The sequence below is a fragment of the Bradyrhizobium sp. LTSPM299 genome, assembly GCF_000938235.1.
In the GTDB taxonomy this organism is placed as follows: Bacteria; Pseudomonadota; Alphaproteobacteria; order Rhizobiales; family Xanthobacteraceae; genus Bradyrhizobium.
In genome coordinates, this window is record NZ_JYMU01000023.1 from 275305 (window position 1) to 292987 (window position 17683).

General features: G+C 62.5%; 15 protein-coding genes and 1 pseudogene. 10 read left to right on the forward strand and 6 right to left on the reverse strand.

The features are described 5' to 3' along the window. Positions 1-449 precede the first annotated feature (449 nt). Positions 450-4700: a hypothetical protein gene (locus UP10_RS15545; RefSeq protein WP_044588178.1), complete on the forward strand. Its 4251-nt coding sequence runs from the start codon at positions 450-452 to the stop codon at positions 4698-4700. A 12-nt stretch (positions 4701-4712) separates the two neighbouring features. Next, positions 4713-8618: a hypothetical protein gene (locus UP10_RS15550; protein WP_044588179.1), complete on the forward strand. Its 3906-nt coding sequence runs from the start codon at positions 4713-4715 to the stop codon at positions 8616-8618. A 392-nt stretch (positions 8619-9010) separates the two neighbouring features. Here UP10_RS15550 and UP10_RS15555 read toward each other — a convergent pair whose 3' ends face one another. Both UP10_RS15555 and UP10_RS15560 read right to left on the reverse strand, forming a co-directional pair. Further along, positions 9011-9580 carry a hypothetical protein gene (locus tag UP10_RS15555; RefSeq protein ID WP_044588180.1) on the reverse strand — a complete coding sequence of 190 codons (570 nt, stop codon included), beginning with the start codon at positions 9578-9580 and terminating at the stop codon, positions 9011-9013. Then, the gene (locus tag UP10_RS15560; protein WP_044588181.1) at positions 9577-9801 is read right to left on the reverse strand and encodes a hypothetical protein; all 225 of its coding nucleotides are present in this window, start codon (positions 9799-9801) and stop codon (positions 9577-9579) included. The genes UP10_RS15555 and UP10_RS15560 overlap by 4 nt, the downstream gene beginning before the upstream one ends. 1702 nt (positions 9802-11503) lie before the next feature. Between UP10_RS15560 and UP10_RS15565 the strand changes: the two genes are divergently transcribed. The 4 genes from UP10_RS15565 to UP10_RS15580 all read left to right on the forward strand — a co-directional run bounded on the left by UP10_RS15565 (position 11504) and on the right by UP10_RS15580 (position 13872). Beyond that, on the forward strand, positions 11504-11743 hold the full coding sequence (locus tag UP10_RS15565; RefSeq protein ID WP_044588182.1) for a PilZ domain-containing protein: 240 nt from the start codon (positions 11504-11506) through the stop codon (positions 11741-11743). Positions 11744-12034: 291 nt separating this feature from the next. Further along, on the forward strand, positions 12035-12259 hold the full coding sequence (locus UP10_RS15570; protein ID WP_245321750.1) for a hypothetical protein: 225 nt from the start codon (positions 12035-12037) through the stop codon (positions 12257-12259). Between the two features lie 343 nt (positions 12260-12602). Beyond that, the gene (locus UP10_RS15575) at positions 12603-12824 is read left to right on the forward strand and encodes a hypothetical protein (protein ID WP_245321751.1); all 222 of its coding nucleotides are present in this window, start codon (positions 12603-12605) and stop codon (positions 12822-12824) included. Positions 12825-13434: 610 nt separating this feature from the next. Next, positions 13435-13872 (forward strand): DUF5658 family protein, encoded by a 438-nt coding sequence (locus tag UP10_RS15580; protein WP_044588184.1) that lies wholly within the window; start codon positions 13435-13437, stop codon positions 13870-13872. Positions 13873-13943: 71 nt separating this feature from the next. Here the strand turns inward: UP10_RS15580 and UP10_RS46680 are convergent, their stop codons facing one another. Further along, positions 13944-14114 carry a zinc finger domain-containing protein gene (locus tag UP10_RS46680; protein WP_502692193.1) on the reverse strand — a complete coding sequence of 57 codons (171 nt, stop codon included), beginning with the start codon at positions 14112-14114 and terminating at the stop codon, positions 13944-13946. 513 nt (positions 14115-14627) lie between these two features. On the opposite strand from UP10_RS46680, the gene UP10_RS46685 reads away from it, so the two are divergent. Next, positions 14628-14816, forward strand: a complete 189-nt coding sequence (locus UP10_RS46685; protein WP_502692196.1) for a hypothetical protein — start codon at positions 14628-14630, stop codon at positions 14814-14816. Positions 14817-15153: 337 nt separating this feature from the next. Here UP10_RS46685 and UP10_RS43080 read toward each other — a convergent pair. After that, a pseudogene (locus UP10_RS43080) lies at positions 15154-15306 on the reverse strand (helix-turn-helix domain-containing protein); the annotation flags it as partial. A 6-nt stretch (positions 15307-15312) separates the two neighbouring features. On the opposite strand from UP10_RS43080, the gene UP10_RS15585 reads away from it, so the two are divergent. The 3 genes from UP10_RS15585 (at position 15313) to UP10_RS15590 (ending at position 16352) form a co-directional block, all read left to right on the forward strand. Further along, positions 15313-15570, forward strand: a complete 258-nt coding sequence (locus UP10_RS15585; protein ID WP_245321760.1) for a winged helix-turn-helix transcriptional regulator — start codon at positions 15313-15315, stop codon at positions 15568-15570. Between the two features lie 89 nt (positions 15571-15659). Continuing rightward, complete coding sequence (locus UP10_RS45250) at positions 15660-15821, forward strand: hypothetical protein (protein ID WP_197082771.1); 162 nt, start codon at positions 15660-15662, stop codon at positions 15819-15821. 273 nt (positions 15822-16094) lie between these two features. Beyond that, entirely contained in the window at positions 16095-16352 is a 258-nt protein-coding gene (locus UP10_RS15590; protein WP_044588185.1) for a hypothetical protein, read from the forward strand. A gap of 13 nt (positions 16353-16365) precedes the next feature. Here the strand turns inward: UP10_RS15590 and fdxA are convergent, their stop codons facing one another. Beyond that, entirely contained in the window at positions 16366-16704 is a 339-nt protein-coding gene (gene fdxA / locus UP10_RS15595) for a ferredoxin FdxA (protein WP_044588186.1), read from the reverse strand. 1 nt (position 16705) lies between these two features. After that, positions 16706-17683, reverse strand: coding sequence for a HEAT repeat domain-containing protein (locus UP10_RS15600; protein ID WP_044588187.1), 978 nt, complete (start codon positions 17681-17683; stop codon positions 16706-16708).

Sequence of the window (17683 nt, forward strand, 5' to 3'; positions counted from 1 at the left end):
GTCAAAAAGCTACGGTCGATATCCACGGTCCGCTGCATTTCAGAGACAAAGGCCATCGTACTCCCTCACGGGAGCGATCACGTGAGGGCAACACTGTGCACGCGGACGCTCGAAGTGCCGTCATCACGCGAAACTATGCTCGCGCCTTCGATGCGTATGGCGACGCACACATGGAGGAGCGCTGCTATGCGCTGAACTGCTTCCACCGTTCGTTCAAATCAACGCGATTGAGAACCTTCGGAACACTGTCTTCGATTGCAATGTTGGCTTGCAGTGCTATGCTACCTAAAGATGAAATTTATTGCGGCGAATTTGATCGCCGAAAGCCTTAGCAAGAAAGTTTGGTGTGTCCCAATCGAAGGCGCGGGACCAACTGTCTTAGTGCAGCCGCTTAAAAGAGTGGTCCGCTCTCGCGTGGATATTCATCCTTGGGAGGCGTGTGATTGCCTATGCAGACCATTACCGCTACCTCGTTCGTCGATCTCTCCACGGAGCTGACCAATCTGCGCGCTGCGCTTCCGGCGCCGCTGCAGACAATCAAGGGGATTCACCCCCCGATCCCGCTCATTCCGATCCATCTCCCTGTCATCACAACATTGATGCGCGGCACGACCGTGATCGGTCATGTGATTACGCCCTCCGGTGCTCCCGTGCCGACCGCCGCGAACGTAGCGCTCGCCAGCGGAACGCTGTGGATCGAGGCGACCCTGCTCGGCGCGCCGTTTGCGTCTACTGCGGGTTTCGCTGGCATACCGTTCGCCAGCGCGTCGATGACCGTCTCGGGCCCGGTCACATTCGGCGGCGGCGAAATCGTGCTCGATACGACCGCCACACTGACCTTCTCGGTCGCCTCGGCGACCACGCCGGCAACCGGCCCGGCGGGCGATCCGATCGGTCCGGATTTCCTCGCGGCCAAGCTGACGCCGTTCGCGCACGCTACGATCACGCTTGCGCCGGCCGGCGCGACGATTGTGCTATCCGGAACCGGCGCAGCGAGCCTTTACGGCCAATCCATCTCGCTGACGCCGGCCGCGAGCCCGACGCTGGCCGAACTCAACTTCACTACCCCGCATGCCGCCATCTCCTGCAATTGCGCGCAATCGACGTTCACGGTGGCACAGTCGACGTCGCCCGAAGTCGTGATCGCGGGCAAGGCACCGATTGTCGGCGCCGGCGTCGTTTTTCCGATCCTCACCGCCGCGACACCGAACGCCCTTCCTGCTCCTGGCGACGCCTGGGGTATCGTCGTCGTCACTGGCAGCGGCCTCTCGGCGACGATCGCCCCACTGACCGCAGCGCTCATGCTCGGTGGCGCATCGTTCGCGCTCACCCCGGCGCGGCTGGTCGGGCTGGTCGCGAACGGTGCCGGCCGCGCGCAGGAATCGTATCTGTTGTGGGCTGTGCCTGCCCAACCGTCGCCGGTGCCACCGACCCAGCCGCCGCTCGCCCGGCCGCCCTCGCAGGTCACGCTCGACCTCGGCCCGGGCGCGCTGGTCTCCTTCAGCGCAGCCCCCGATCAGGAGACATCGATCGCTGCCGGGACCCTCAATGCGCTGCTCGATCGTCCGGTGGACTCCGGTGGCCAGAGGATCGTGCTGCAAGGACCGGCGTTGTTCGTCCGGGTGCACACCGCGACCTCGATCACGGTTGATGTCGGATCGGTGCTCACGCCAACCGCCAAGACGTCGCTGGCGCTGATAGCGGAAAACGCGCTCATTCCCGTCGGTACGCCGAACGGATTCTTGCTCAGCGGTACGCTTTCGCAGGGACAGATCTCAGGCGGTCTCTCCATCGGCTTTCCCGCCGGGGTGATCATTCCAACATTCCCCGATCCTTATGCGGCTTCTTATGCTGCCAGCGCGGGCCGCGAACTGCTTGCCGGCGTGGCCGCGTTGGTGACGTGGACAGCCACGACCCCGCCGGTCCTTACCATCAATCCGATCAAGACTTCGTCTCTCGCGCCGACCCCTGCAACGATCGGCAGTGCGACCACATCGCTGCTGCCCGTTGCGACCGCCGGCACCGGCTTCCGGCTGCTCGACGTTTCGAGCAACGCAGATCAATGGGGTATCGCCATCGGCGTGCTCGGCGGCTCGCAATTCAGCTTTGCGGGCCTGCAATTGCAAGCACCCGCAGCCGCCACCGCCGTTTTCACGGTGCCCGGAATCTCCTGGGAGCCGGTCGTCGACACGACCGGCGTGCCAGCGTGGCTTGCTGCGTTCTCACCCGATGACGGGATTCCGACCACGTTCCTCGTCGCCGTGACCGCGCCCACGCCAATCGTTCCCGTACTCGCGCTGGAGCAATACCAGGCCGGTGCCGGAAAGCTGCCGACGCAGGCCGCCTTTACGCTTCCGTTTGGCATCACGGCGAACCTTTCCGAGCCGACGCCCGCTTCCCCCGGACCGAGCTACGCCGTCCCGTCGGTGGAATTCCCCGACGAAGGTTTGACCGGCGCGCGCGTGCTGTCGATCACCGGACCGCAAGGCACGCTGCCGGGCACCGCCATCACGGGCTTCTCCGCCACTCCACCCGCTTACGGCGCGCAGGTTCTCGGCACCGCGCTGCCGAGCGTGGCGAAGTTCTGGGATGAAGATTTCGGCCCGGGCGGTCGTGGGTTCATGCCGGTCGCACGCATCGATCTCTCGGGCTACGGAACGACGCTGTTTTCCGATTGGCTCGATCCCGTACCGACCGATCCCGGCATCATCCGCGCGCTGTTCAACGTACTCCTGGGCAGAACCGCACACGAGATCATCACGGCGCAGACCTGGATACTGCCTTGGTGCATTCGTCTCCAGCGTACGATCACGTTTGACCGCTCCGATGCCGGCAAGGTCGTTAAGCACGACACCGGATGGCAGGCGGTCGGCCCCGGAATCTTCGAGTTGTTGGCCCCCAACGGCCTGCTCGCCGGCGCGGTAGAGTCCCTGAAAAATGTGCGCAACATCCAGTTCTCGAAGTCGGTCGTTACCGTTGGATCGATCCAGTACACGCCCTGCACGTTCGAGGCCGATGTCGAGTTCTTCCCGGCGATCCACATTACGGCCGACGGACAGACCAACATCCACATCTCGAGCGGAACCGCGATTCAGGGCTACGCTCAGGACACGATCACCAGCAGCGACCCGGCGAAACTCAGCCCTGCGCCACCCACGGCGGCCGACATTTTTGCGCTGATGCAGCAGCAGGGGCGTGTCAGTGGTACGACCCATTGCATTGCCAGTCTCGGGGGAACCGGCCCGCAACAATTCACGATGAACGTCTCCTCCTTCGGCGCGGCACTCGCCGCCGGCACGACGGCCAAGCTGCAGACCGCGCTGTTCGGTACTCCGCGTCTGCCAAAGGACGGCCAGTGGAGTGTCGCGAAACGTTCGAGCGCTGCCAACACGCCACAACCGGTTGATTCGCAGACGCCGGTGCCGCTCACGCGCGGCACCTCGGCAGGCACGAGCGTACCGACGAACGCCGGAACGTTCGCCGCTGACAGTTTCCGGCTCCTCGATCCCGAGGACGCGCAGCGGGTCGATACGCCGAACACCTTCTACTCGATCATGCAGGGGACCGGGACCTCGAAGACACTCTACGAGCACCCGCTGATCAACGACGCGGGAGACGGCATCGGTTTCAACAAGCTACCCGGTTTCGCCGATGTCGGCGCGCTGCTCGGGGTTGCCAGCATATTTCCCGACATCGGCAGCGCGCTGCAGATTCCATCAACTGACGGTCTGCCGCTGAAGGGCGATGGCTTCACCAGAACCTACACCTGGGGGCCGGGCGCCAGCCCGCCCACGGCGGCACCGCCCGATCGCGCTGTTCTGGATATCGCCATCGTTCACCTGGTTCTCTCCTACAGCAAGTTCAAGGGCACGTTGACCCTCGACGCGAGCACCACTCCAACGAATTGGTCGCTTACGCTGGAGAACCTGGCTTTCATCGGCAACGTCGACGGCTTCGGCACGCTTCTGACGATCACTGGCGGCTTCCAGGCCGGCTCTACGATATCGCCCGGCTTCACCAACTTGAATGTCGTCTACGGTCCCTCGCTGGATCCGATACAGGCGATCCTCACCGGGCTCAGCGGTATCGCCAAGAGCCTGGGGGGCGATGCCGAGCTTGATGTGGGATTCTCCGGAAACACGCTCACGGTGCAGCAGGGATTCACGCTGCCGACAATTCCACTCGGCTTCGGCGAGATCACCGATCTCGGCCTCGATCTCGGATTCAGCGCGACCATCCCGAGCGACCTCTCGTTCAGTGTGGGGATCGGCAGCAAGCAGGACCCGTTCCAATGGGTGGTCTCGCCGCTGGCCGGAACGGGCGCCATCGTGCTGGGCGTGCAGGGCGGCGGCCTCGATGTCTATCTGGAGGCCGGCCTCGGGCTTGGACTGTCGATCAGCGTCGCGGTGGCGTCGGGAAGCGCATCGATCGTCGTCAGCCTGAGTCTCGACATCGGAACCACGCAGATCCAGATCGCGGCTGCACTGACCGGCAACGCGCAGGTGGATGTGCTTGGTGGCCTCGCCAGTGCGTCGCTGACGCTCACCGCGGCGATCGTGATCACCCTGCCGGCTCCGCTCCCGCCCAGCGAAGCCGATCTGTCGGCACAGGTCTCGGTCGGAATCCACATCAGCATCTGCTGGGTCATCAACGTCTCGTTCGACGGGTCGTGGGGATTCAGCGAGACGATTTCAATCTAGTGGAGGTGCCTGATGGCCGACGCACTTCGCCTCGCACTCACCACCTTCCCACAGCACTGGGATGGCAAGGGCACGCTCACGCTCAACGTCGTGGTGATTCCGGCCGTCGACCCTCTGCCCGGCTCGCTGATCGGACCGTCATCGCCGTCCTTTGCGAACGGCGCTCCGACCTTCACAGTGATCGTCAACAAGGGGCTCGGCGCCTTGCCCGTCTCGACCGGCGCGAATGCGATCGCGCTCAGCCCGACGATCCTGTCCGCGCCGGCATCCCCGGCGGCGACCTTCGCGCTGTTGCAGAGTTCCGTGACAGCGAGCGGCGCCACGCTGGGGACTCAACCCATCCTCGCAATTCCGCGCATTCGCAAGTCGCTGCCGCCCTCCTATCTGGCAGTCGGAGGCGGCCCGCCGGACGGTAATCTCACCACCACCGATGACGAGTTTGGCTGCGCGGTCCGCGGAAACCCGGCAAAGCCGATCCCGGCGGCACCATTAAAAACGGTGAGCTGGGGTCAGGTCATCTCCTACGCGCTCCGCCAGCCGATTCTGGCGGAAAAGCTCGGCCTGATTTACCAGCTTTCGATTACGCTGCCGGCGAACGACGCCGACGCGTTTGTGGCTGGTGGATACGTCTTCGTCGCGCTCGCCGCGAGCGATCCATGGGCGGTTGCCGGGGCCGCGGTTGCCGGATCGATCCGCACTCATGCCGCACGAATCCCACCACTCTCCGCGGCCGCCCGCGCGCTGTTTGCCCCTGTCGAGTTCCCGGTCGATGGCGCGGGTGGCGCTCCCTCCGATTCTGCGTTCCAGGTGGCCGACGTGTATGCGGACGGCTTCGCGAAGCTCGTCCACTGCGCGCAGCCGGCGAACTCTGCGGCGGCAGTGGGTGATGGCCTGCTCGCACCGGGCAACGACCTCGGCATCGAGCTCGGCTGGGACGACGAGCAGGTGGTCCGGTGGCACAATGATCAGCTCGCGCTGCTCAGCGCACGCACCGGCGGGACGCTTGGCAGCGCGACCCAGACACCGCTCGGCGTTCAAGGCTATCGCGTCGACGTTGCTGACGTAACGCCCGCAGTGCAAGGCGGGCCATTCAAGACGCCGCTGTGGCAATCGCTCTGCAAGGTTACGACGAAGCTCCCCTCCTCGCTTGGAACCTTCACGGGCGAGCTGTGCGTCGAGCCGGCTCCGACCCAACCCTTTTCCACCACGCCCGCTGACGCGTGGCTGCCGCGCTATTTCGCGAACTGGCGCGGCGGCTCGTTGTGCGAGCCGGACCCCATTCCGCAAGCGCTCACCACCCGCACGGCGCCCGGGATACCGACGCGGACGGCGGTCGACCTGACGACGCTGTTGTCCTATGGGCACATCTACTCGTTCCGCGTTCGGCTCGGCGATCTGAGCAGCGGCGGGCCGGGCGTCAGCGACGCGGCGATCAATCCGGGCCCGGCATCGATTGCAACGCTGCCTTTCCAGCGTCTGGTCCCTCCCAAGGCACCACTCGTTCAACAGCTCGACAGCAACGGCAAGCCGATTGTCCCCGCACCGGGCGCCGCGAGCGCTCCGGCGTCGCTCTTGGTCAAGCGGCCGAACATCATCTATCCGGAAGCGCTCTACACCCACCTTGGCGATCAGCCGGCGTCGCGCGACACCATCCGCGCGACCCTCGTGACAACGGCGAAAACTACCAAAGGCATCGCCGGACTCCCCGATCCCGATGTGACCGCGGTATCCATCGAGGTGGCGATACGCCATCCGCTTCACGACACGGGCACCGAGGACGGCCCCTATGTGACGCTGTACACGACGTCGCGGGCGCTCAATCCCACGACTGGCTCGCCGCCGCTTGCTAGCGACCCCGGAACAAAGATTTCCGTCATTTTCATCGATGAGCCGTCGATCGTGAACTGGTCGCCGATCGGCCAGCCGGTCACTGGAGCGCTGCTTATCCCGCGCGGCCGCGACGTGCGGATTACGTTGCGCGGCATGCTGCGCACCGACGAACCTGGCTATTTCGGTCCGCAGGCCGCGCAGGCGATGGCGACGACGATCCAGGTACGCGTCGGGCCGACCGCCGAGCCGGTCCTGTTGGGCCAGGCGGATGCGGACGAACCGATCACCGCCTATTTGTTTCGGCGGCCCGCCGACGTGGCCGCGCCTTCGCTCGTCTCGCAGCTTGCCGAACAGCTTGGCGTGATGGCCAACGGCAACTCACTTTCCGCGCCACCCGGTACGCGCATCGTATTTGGTGGATCGCGCGCGCTGCGCGCGATCATCTCGGCCGACGGTGAGACACTGACATTCGGCTCGACAAGCGAACTGTTGCGCTTCTGGATTGTGGCCATCATCCTCGATCTGGAGCGCGACTGGACTTGGGACGGCCTCACCGACGCGGGCCTGACGATCCTGCGCGGCGGACCGGCTGACGGCGAAGCTGCCGCGGTCGCAGTCGGCACGGTGGCTATTCCGCGCGTGCTTGGAACTGCGGCGACGGCGCAGCCGAGCGCGCTGGCGCGCTCGCGTACCAGGTTGATTTTCTTCGACGCTATTGACCCCCATGAGCCGGTCTCGGGAGGTTTCCCGCAATCGCTGCAGCATCGCTGGTTCGTCAAGCCGAACCGGATCGCTGCCGGACCGCCACTTCCACCTTCGCCGCCTACACCGGTCTTTACGACGCCGCCTCCACCGCTGCCCACCACCGAGTTTGCCGATGCGCCACTCGACCTGCGTCTGCCGATCGCAATCCCGCCCAAGCAGGTTCCGGCGATCGCGTCGGTCGGGCTCGCGCTCTCGCCCTACGTGGCCGGGGCACTTTACGCATCGACGGTGGCGCGGCAGCGATCTCTCTGGATTGAGCTGACCGAGCCGATCGCCAATGCCGATGGCGATGCGCTGTTTGCGCGGGTGCTCAACCACGGCGCCGATCCACTGCTTTACGACGCCAAACCGCAGGTCGTTGCCGACAGCAATCCGCCGTTGCCGCTCGATCCCGAACTGGTGCGCGTCATCATCCCCGACGACACCGACGACCGCGCGGGGCTCAACGCCATGACAGAGCTCGTCGCAGCGCCAGGCTCCAACGTTCATTTCCTGCTTCCGCTTCCGAATGGCATGGACCCAGACGATCCCGAGCTCTTCGGCTTCTGGACCTACGAATTGCGGATCGGCCACGCTGGAAAGCCAGGCGATCTGCGTTGGTGGTCGACGGCGAATGCACGGTTCGGCTCGCCAATGAGAGTGGTCGGCGTGCAACATCCGTCGCCAGCCCTCGTCTGTCATGCGGGGCGCGTCAACCTTCCTGCAGGCTCCGCTGCCGCAGTCCTGTCCGCCATGACGGCAGCCGCTTGTCCATTTCAACTCCAGCAGATCATGCCGCCACTGGTACCGCCGGTCACGGCGAGCAAGGGAACACCGAGCCTGGTCGTCGCGACCGCGCCCTACGCAACGCCGATGCTCAACGGAAGTTTCCTTGTCACGCCCAGGCAACCGCCGCACACCTCGATGTGGTTCCTGCTCTATGCGCAGGCCGTTCAGGCGGACGGCGCCTCGATGCGGAACGTCCTGATCGCGTCGGAACCAGGCGTGTTTGTCAACAGGGCGCTCGACACAATCGACCCCGCACTCAGGCCCTACTTCACGACGTTGGTAGCAAGCTCGCTGAAATCGAAAACGCCGAACCGGACCGCGGTGGTCGCCTTCCATCAGGCCCAGATTGAAGCCATCCTGGCGTCGGTTCATCTGCCAACCAGTTCGTCGCTGAGCATAATCGCGGTGGAAATGCTTCCCGGAGGCACCAGCAGCGTGACCCAGGACTTTGCCGGAGTGGCAACGGATACCATCGCCGCAAGGGGCAATGCGAGCTTCCCGTTTGGTCGCATCCTGCGCGCCTCGCCACTCGCTCCGATCGCGCCGTTCTGTTGAGCCTGGCGTCTGGGCGAGGATTTCCAACACTGCGAAGGGCCGCGGCATGTCCGCTTTTCGACAATGCTCGCTCAGCCGTTCTGTGAAAATCAACAACGGAGCGCGGGTCGACAGGCGGCATGCTGTGGCTGCCGGAAGCCAGCTACAATTCGCCGTCGCCTCTGGCCTCTTTGATGCCGGGAGATGTCCGCACATTGCCTACGTCAAATTCTTAACAGTAGGCCCCGTGACGGACATCCCCTCCTCTATGCGACGTTGATTTCGTTGCGCTCGGTGGCGATCATCCGAAAAGCTACGGTTGGAATCCACGGTACTCGGGCAAATCAGGATCGTGTGGGGTTCGGCTGGCTGAGCAGATCGACGACATTTGACGTGTCCCAAAAGTAGCGCCGTCAGTGGTACCCGGCCGCATACATCGACCGACAGGCGTCGAGATAGGTGGTGAGGTGCCCGTGCGCCCTGATCAGGCCCGCAACGTCAATGTCCGTGCCAGCGAACTCGATCCCTTTCCGGTTGGAAGGGTAGCGATACCGGTCCCCCTCCGGATCGACTTCGTGAATATGAGCCACTAGTTCTCGGCACTTGATACCCCAATCGTCATTCGGCGGGGAGCCATACCGGTCCATGACCTTGTAAAGCTCGTCCCAGAGGTCGAGAAGCCGGTGCCCGACCAACTGTGGGGCGTTGTCGTCCACCTGGGCGAAGTCGGCTATGGTCGCCTTCAGCGCCAGCTCAATCGAGTGCCTCGCCAGGAAAAACAGAGGCTCAATGAGGTGCATACCCCTTGCCCCGTCCTCGTACGCCCTCCTCGCTAGCCGTTCGAAGGCCCGTTCATACGAGAACGCGAAATAAGCCCAGGTCCCGTCCCATCGCTCCCCAAATTCCCGCGGATGGATAAACTTCGAGACGGCCGAGTCCAGGTTTTCTATCTCGTTATAGAAGTCCTCAAACGGGTCACTCATGCGTCAATCCCCGGACGGTCGTGAAATCCCGTCGCGACAAATCCGCGATGCACCAACTTCTCGGTAAGGATGCGTATGATCGGATCAATCTCTTGCTCGACGCCAGGCTCCTTTGACTTCAGAAGCGCGATGCCGTCACGGCGCGAGTAGTATGCGATGAGGTCCGCGAGCTGGATTGCGCGGCAGGCCACTATGTTCGCCGGACCCAACACGATAGCCATCAAACTTGGAAATTACCTGTAGGGCACGGCCGAAGGGCCGCTGGGTATAGGAGCGCTGCTGATAATTGTGTTCTGCATCTTAGTGATCGTCTTGATGACTCGCCGGGCATGAACCCGCGCAGCGTGAATTCTCGCACCGCGCAGCAAGCTCGAGCGGCTCGCCGACGTCGGCCCGTCCGGGGCGCGTGGGATGGGGGTCATTTGTCCCGCCTTCGCGCTAACATCCCAGCACCCATGAATGCAGTTATGCGGGCAGCCATTCCAAGGGCGTCGTGACGGATGGCCGATGGCGGCATACCGAAGGCAGTATGTGCCAGATAGGCCGCGGCAAAGGCGGTAACGCCAGCAACGACCAACATGGAACTTCTCGAAGCAGGATTATTCATGCGCCGAATATGCGCCCCACGCCGCACATTTTCCAGTCGCGGACCTTGCAAGGGCGCCAGAATGCCCCCCGCCACTCTGGCGAGGCTGCTCGCGCGCGGTTCGCCCAGCGGGCGGATGTGCCCGGTCGATTGGCGCGAGCAAATGGGGCGGCCAAGCTGGCCCAATGAAACCATTTTCCCAGACCGCGAAGTCGTCCCGCAACAGATCGGGGTTTAGCATTGATGGTGTCGAACAACGGGGTTCGGCCATTGTAATCTAGCTCACACGCACCACGAGCAGTCTGAGCTAGACAAGTGGTCAGATCCTCATCATGAGGCGACGCCGATGCTCTCAGAGAAATTCATTGTTCTGCTGGAAGCCGTTATCAGATCCCCAAGGACATGTTTATCCGGACGGAAGCCCGCGGGTGGTGAGCAGCTCTCCGCATGTCCCTGTGAAGCTGCCTGCAAAGTAGCGCACGAAGCAGGCCCGGCAACAAACCGGGCATCACCTCCTGTCATTAGACAAAGGGGATTCGGCTATGTCTGAAGATCTTCATTTTGAGGATTTAGCAGATGTCTTGAAAGACGCTCACCTTCGACGATCCGCTGATTTGGGCAGGTGGTTGAGGGAGTTTTTCCATTGGCGGCGCGAGGAGCGAATGGCCCGCGATGAACAGCGAGCGCGCGCCTTGCCGCAATCACAGCGAGGGCTGGCGACGTAGGTTTCGCCCGCCTCTGTGATGCCGGCGCGCATGTGATGCTCAAGGCTAAGGGCGCATAGAACCTTTACTTGTTGGCCTTGGCGAGCTCCTCCAGCTCCTGCGCGATCTGGCGCAACTCTTCCATTTGAAAAGGTCTCTAGGGCCTTTCCGACCCGCTCTCGCAATTGCTCGATCTCCTTTTCGTCATCCTGCGTCATCGCCGGCCCCCGCGCCTGAATGCAGGACAAATACGCGCCAGAATCGGAAGGGTTCGGCCCAAAACAGTATTTCAAGGCCCGCCCCCAAATTGACATAGCTCAAACTTGGAACGCGCCGGCCTGGGCCTCGCCAAGCCGCTCCACCCAGGAGATTTAGGCCTGAATTGACTCGCAATCCTGCCTACGTGAGCGCCTAGTGCTTGATATGGCTCAGCCGACGCCTCCGGAAGCACCGTTCGCCTCACTCATCGTGTGTCCGGTGTGCAGCATCGAAATGCGGTTATTGGGGATTGAGTCTGAGACCGCTACCCGCGACCTGTATACCTTCGAATGCAGGAAATGCGGGCGGCTTGAAGCGCGCGGAATCAGCACGATCTAGGTAAGGTGCATCGCAGTTTCGTGAACTGGATTGCTCATGAACGAGCATCGAGGAACGTCACGTCATCGCGTCCTCAAGGCCGGAACCATTGAGTTCGGCGGCGGCGCGATCGATTGCATGGTCAGGAACATTTCAGAGACCGGCGCAGCGCTTGAGGTTGTGACGCCGCTTTCCATCCCGGACAAGTTCACGCTCTATGTGCCCAGCGATCAGCTCAAGCGGCAATGCCGCATCGTTTGGCGAAAGGAAAAACGGATCGGCGTCACGTTTGAATAAGACCGCTCAGTCGCCGCCCTCTGTAATTCTACTGTCATGAACATAGCCGTCGGCGGCGCATCGTTTTGGGACTAGCGGGACAAGCCGGCGGGCGTGTGCAGCCAGGCCGCTACCGGTTGTCCGGTGCGAGCGTTTGCGGCGCTGTGTCAGCCGAGACGGTCGCCCCGTGCAGGTGCCTGCACGCGACCCTCGGGGCAAAGAAAACCCGCCGGCGTGAACCGGCGGGGCCTTCATCAATCCGTGGTTAGCCCGCGCTTAGAGCTCGGCGGACTTCGACGGCAAGCTCCGCCGATGGGCGTCCGCGGCGTGCTGATCTACTGCGCCGACTACAAATGTAGCCATTCGATTGCGCTGATGGCCGACCGCTGGGATGACGACGTGAGGCTATCCCACCTCGAACCTCGCTTCGTCTGTGGCGCCTGCGGCAATCGTGGCGCAGACATGCGGCCAAACTTCAACTGGAACGCCAAGGGACCGATCGGCGGCATGGGATATCGGGTGCTCTCAAGTGCCTGAGTCCGAGGGGTGTGTTTCCTGCCACGCCGTGGAGTGCTCAGCAATCCACTTAACCGCGTCGTGTTCGGTAACAAACCCCTTAACGACTTCCGTTTCCCCGTCGGGCCACAGGATATCGATTCCCCAACCGGTACCGGGATTTTTTCGGGCTATGAACGTTGGCTGCTGTTCCAGCATTAGTTGAGTATGAGCCTGCGGCGGCCAGGTTCAAGCCAGCAATGCTGCCATAGCCACAGGCTGCCGCAGAGAAATGGTTCGAGGAGGCACAGGTATCCTGCATTGACGGCCGTGATCGCCGGTGTCCATCATCCCCCTTTGGTCGGTGGTCCCTGGGAGGGTAGCCATGGTCGAACTAATGGAGAAGATAACGGTTTCGGACAAGCCGTCCGAAACTATGAAGAACATCGTCGCCGGACTTGTCGCAGTGGCTTTGATTGTACTCGGTTCGCTTAGCTTCGCCCAAAAGCACCACCAGTGCAGGCAGGGGTGGGTGTTCAAACATTGGCACGCGCACGCGCTCAAAAAAAACCATGAGTCCTGCGGATCGGTCACCCCTTCAATTTAGCCCACTGGCCGCGCCGTATCGAGCGCTCTAGCCCTCAATGCGATGGCAGCGTTGTGGAGTCGGAACAACCTGTTAGAGTGGCAAAATAAATCGTTGATCAGTGGTTGCTTACATCTCGATAGAACCCAAGGGCTTTGCCATGCCCACGCTGGAAGAATTCCGCGAAGAAGTTGAGGCTCAAATATCTCGGGCGTCCAAGCAGGGGCGCTCACATGTGGAAATCAACGCCGGGGAAATCCACCGGATCGTCAGCCCCGATGAGAACCGGCACCCGTTGGTGTGCAACGCGATGCGCCAGCTTATGGGGCCTTCTGACGGGGTAATTCACGCCCCGCCAGCCGGAGACGGTCCTTCGTTCACCGTTCGATACGCGCTACCTCGGTGACCCAGGTTCACCGGCGAGACGAGGATCGCAGCCGGCGTGCCCACCCCACATGCTCCTGAACCATATGCCCACCGGGACGAAAGCTGCGGGTGAGCGAGGGCATCGTCCATATGGAACGCCCAGCAAGGTCCGCCTGTGCGTGTGGTAGGGTGCGGGCATAGCGCCAGCTGGCGCCACGCATTAGCCCCCCGCCCCCGAAGCAATAGAGCTATTTGAGCTGATGAAATGAAAATCTGGATCTATACGGATACGAGCAAGATTGTCGGCGACCCAGAGCACCTGAAGGTCTTCGCGGCCAACAACACGGCGCGTGATTGGTTTGAGCAGAACGACCCCGAGGGTCGAGCATTCGCTTACGAGATCATTTTAGGGCGACGCTACTTGGCTAAGACGCTCCTGGTGCTTTCCGTCCTGCTTCTCGGAGTCGCCGACCTCTACACAACGAACACGATTCTGAACCTCGGCCTCGGCGAGCTGAACCCGTTCATGCACGTCGCTCAGACATGGCTCGGTCCTTTGTGGCTGATCCCCAAGCTCGGCTTGACCTATTTCATGATGTGGCTGCTTTGGCGCAGCAACAATCCTTACAATATCGCTATCGTGGCGGCGTTCTGCTGTACGCCTGTTCTAAATAATCTTCTGATCATCGCCGGCACGAACTAAATCGCGCAGCCCGCGGCCGTCCTGAGCATGTCCAGTGACCATGCAATCTCCAAAACAGTCCTTGCCGTATTCTAGCGGCCAAACTCTCGCGCTAGTTTGGCGTCAGCAATCTTTCCCTTGCCGTCGCAGGCCGTACATTTGGCAGGATAGACTTTGTGGCCCGGCCGCACCGTCTGCATCACCCGTTGGAGGCCCGTTCCATTGCAGGCCGGGCAGTTATGTTCTTTGATCTTCGGCGTCATGTTGAGCCTTTCAGAGGGACCGCCACTCACCTGCGCGCCAACGGCGCGAGAAACCACATTGGCGCAGCGCGCCCCGTAAGGGCGTGCGCCCTCCAAAAAGAAGCCCCGCCGTGAGGGTTCTACGTCGAGGCCAAAGTAAGCGCTTTCACTTCCGCCCTGATCACGCGAACAGCTGCAGCGCGGAGCTGGCGGCGTAGGCGCCGGAGCCGTCCCGTCTCATGGCGCTCCCTCCGAGCGCGATCCACTCTATCGGGAAAGCGTGGCAAAAAGAGACGTCATCCCGAGGTACCCCATTCTGGTATATGTGTCGCCCTTCCGTAGTTGTCCGGTCGTGAACACGGCTCGAGTTGCGGCGACCATGCCGGCATGGCTGGGAAGGGTTGGCGGCGAGTTTGACGATGTAATCGAGTTGCCGGATGGGCGCACGCTCGTCACGCTGCACGATGCTGCGACCTACATCACAGAGCTACCGAAGAAGGAAGCCGCGGCGCCTGAGTGGCAGACCCGGTCTACGTGTTCCGGGCCAAGCGTGCGGACCGGATCAAGCTAATCTTCTGGGATGGTACGGGTCTGTGCCTGTTAAGACATCAGGCGATGGCACCTGCCCGACGCCCAAGCCGCCAGAAACCCTCTGAATGTTCTCAGGAACATGAGCGTCCTCGCTGCACTAAGCTGCGGAAGTTGGTTGGTCGCCCGAACTAACAGAGCGTCTCGCTGGCCGTGGCCTAGACCGTAGCTTTTTGAGGGTAGATCTGGAAAACGCGAATAGATTCAGAAGGATTGACAGGACACCTCTTCCGCCATTTCCCATTGAAAGTGTTAAATAAAAGCGAGTTTTCGATTTTTCTACCCACAACCGGTCCCACTCGCGGATTCGGTCGGACTTCGATTTTCGTGAGACGTCCAGACGGCTGCAAGTCATGCGCCGCATGCATTTCTCGCCCAGAATTTTCCACACCCGCGACGGCGGGTAGCCCGGCGCCGTTCTGATCCCCCACAGGGCCAGATGCCGACATGCCGAGTGTGACAGCCATACGACCTAAACTCGCGTTTCACTTTCCGGGACGCCCTGTGCTTCGCGACGCCACACGCCCGGGCTCACGCCAACCAGGGTCGAAAATACTCGCGTAAAGTGGCTTTGACTGGCAAACCCGGCCGAAATTGCGATGTCAGCAAGTGGCAGGTCACGGACGGGACCGTGCCCGCTCCGGACGGCGGTCCCTATCAGGAGTATGTGCTGACCGAAAAGGGCCGCGGCTTGTTTCCCCTTCTGGTCGCGGTTCGGCAATGGGGCGAGGACTTCTTCTTCGAGCCTGATGAAGCGCATGTGCTGCTCGTCGACAAGAAAGCCGGCCTGCCGGTGCGACGGTTGGAGCTTCGTGCGCAGGACGGACGCATCGTCGGTGCAGAGGATACTTTCGTGCGTTTGCCGCCGACATCGCCTGAGACGGAATAGCGTTGAGGCTGACCACGGCGCGCGTTTCCGGTCGGCAACCAAATATTAACCCTCACTGCCGCACCCTCCGGCCGTGGAGGGTTCGACCAATGCAGACATTCCGGATTTCGCTGAGTGATGGAACGCGGAAATTCCACACGGTGATTCAGGCTCCCGATTCCGCGTCCGCGCACATCAAGGCCACCTACTTCTTCGATACGTCGAAGTGGCGGATTTTGAGTGTGGCGCTCACCGGAGCGGTGGCGGCGTAGCCGAAGCTCGACGCACGACCTGCTGGCAGTCCAGAGCGACCGGCCATACGTTTCTCATCATACCCGTGTTCGCAATCGTCGCCTGCAAGGCGCGCGAATCATTGCGGCTGGAACGGCAGACGGACACCAACGGCATTGTCGAGCGCGGCTGGAACAGGAACCTGCTGCTCAACTTGTGAGCATGCTGCGGTTCCCTTGCACGCAGCCTACGCTGACGTATAGCGGCTCCTACCCGGTTTGAGCTACAATGGCCGCAGGTGCGGAGGTGTGGCGATGGCGAAAGCGGGAATCACCGGCCACGACGAATGGGTGGTCACTGAGGCGTTGGCGACGGCGCTGGTTGCCCTCGAGCAGCTCCCGTCCAAACATCAACCGCGCGCGCATATGGAGGATGTCCTGAAGCTGCTGACCGCCAAATGCAAATCCGGCGCGGTCACACTGCATCTTGCGCAAGCCAAATGCAGATTGTTTCCCGACACCGATCCGCTGGCGATCTACGAGCAATACGGCCTCAAGGACGGACAAGGCTAGCGGGCTGCGTTCATCAGGTGCCTGAACCCGCGGTCTCGCTGAAGAACTTCTCGAATTTGCCATCCACGCCCTGGAAGTCGTCGGCATCCGCAGGCGGCTCCTTCCGGTCGGAGATGTTCGGCCAGATTCCGGCGAATTTGGCGTTGAGCGCGAGCCAGGTCTCGAGCCCCTGCTCGGTGTCCGGCTTGATTGCGTCAGCCGGACATTCGGGCTCGCACACGCCGCAGTCGATGCATTCCTCGGGATGGATCACGAGCATGTTCTCCCCCTCGTAGAAGCAATCGACCGGACACACCTCGACGCAGTCGGTGTATTTGCACTTCACGCAGGCTTCGGTGACGACGTAGGTCATCTCAGGCGCCTGCCCTCGCCTTCCCAGCCGCGATCTGCTGCAACGCCCAACGCGCGTTCTTGCGCACTTCGGGGTCGCTGTCGCCTACGACCAGGGCGAGGTACGGCTCGCCGGCGGGATCGGCGATCTCGCCAAGGGCTGCCGCCGCCTCCTTGCGCAGATTGGCCTGCTCATGGGTGATGCAGCCGCCGATCGGCCGCACGGCGCGGTCGACTTTCATCTTGCCGAGGCTGCGGATCGATTTCAGCCGCACCTGCCAAAACCCGTCGGCAAGGGCCTCGATCAGCTGGTCTGTGGCAACCGAACCATTGGCATTGAGCCCCAATGTCTCGGCGGCCATCTCGCGCACCATCCAGTCGTCGTCCTTGAGGGCACGAGTGATCGACTCGGCCGCGGATTTCATCTGCGAGAAGGCCAGCGCGCTGACGGCCGCGCGCCGGACATGCGAGTCGGAGTCGTTGATCGACGCGGTCAGCGCCGGAATCGACTCTTCCAGCTTGAGGAAGCCGATCACGCCGATCGCCTGGACGCGCACGGCGGCGTCGCTGTCTTGTAGTGCTTCGAGCGCGGGTTTCAGCGTGTCCTTGCGTCGCAGTTCCTTTAGGCTGCGCAGCGCGCCCATCCGGACGAAGGCATGGCTGTGCCTGACCAGCGGCAGGATTGCATCCGCACAGGCCGCGTCCTTCAACTCGGCCAGGCTGTCGGCGGCGGCAGACGCCACGATTCTTTCCGGGTCGACCAGCAACTGCACCAGCGCGATCGCACTCTCCGGCCCGTCGAATTCGCCGAGCGCCATCGCCACCTGTTGGCGCACGCCGGCATCGGGATCGGAGACCATGCCGGCAAGATGCGCGACAGCCGCCGGATCCCCGGAATGGCCGAGCGCGATGATTGCGACGCGGCGCTCGGCCGGGTCCGCGGCCTGCAGCCGCTCGTCGGCGTCGTCGAGGTCGTCATAGGATTCGAACGGGCTCGACAT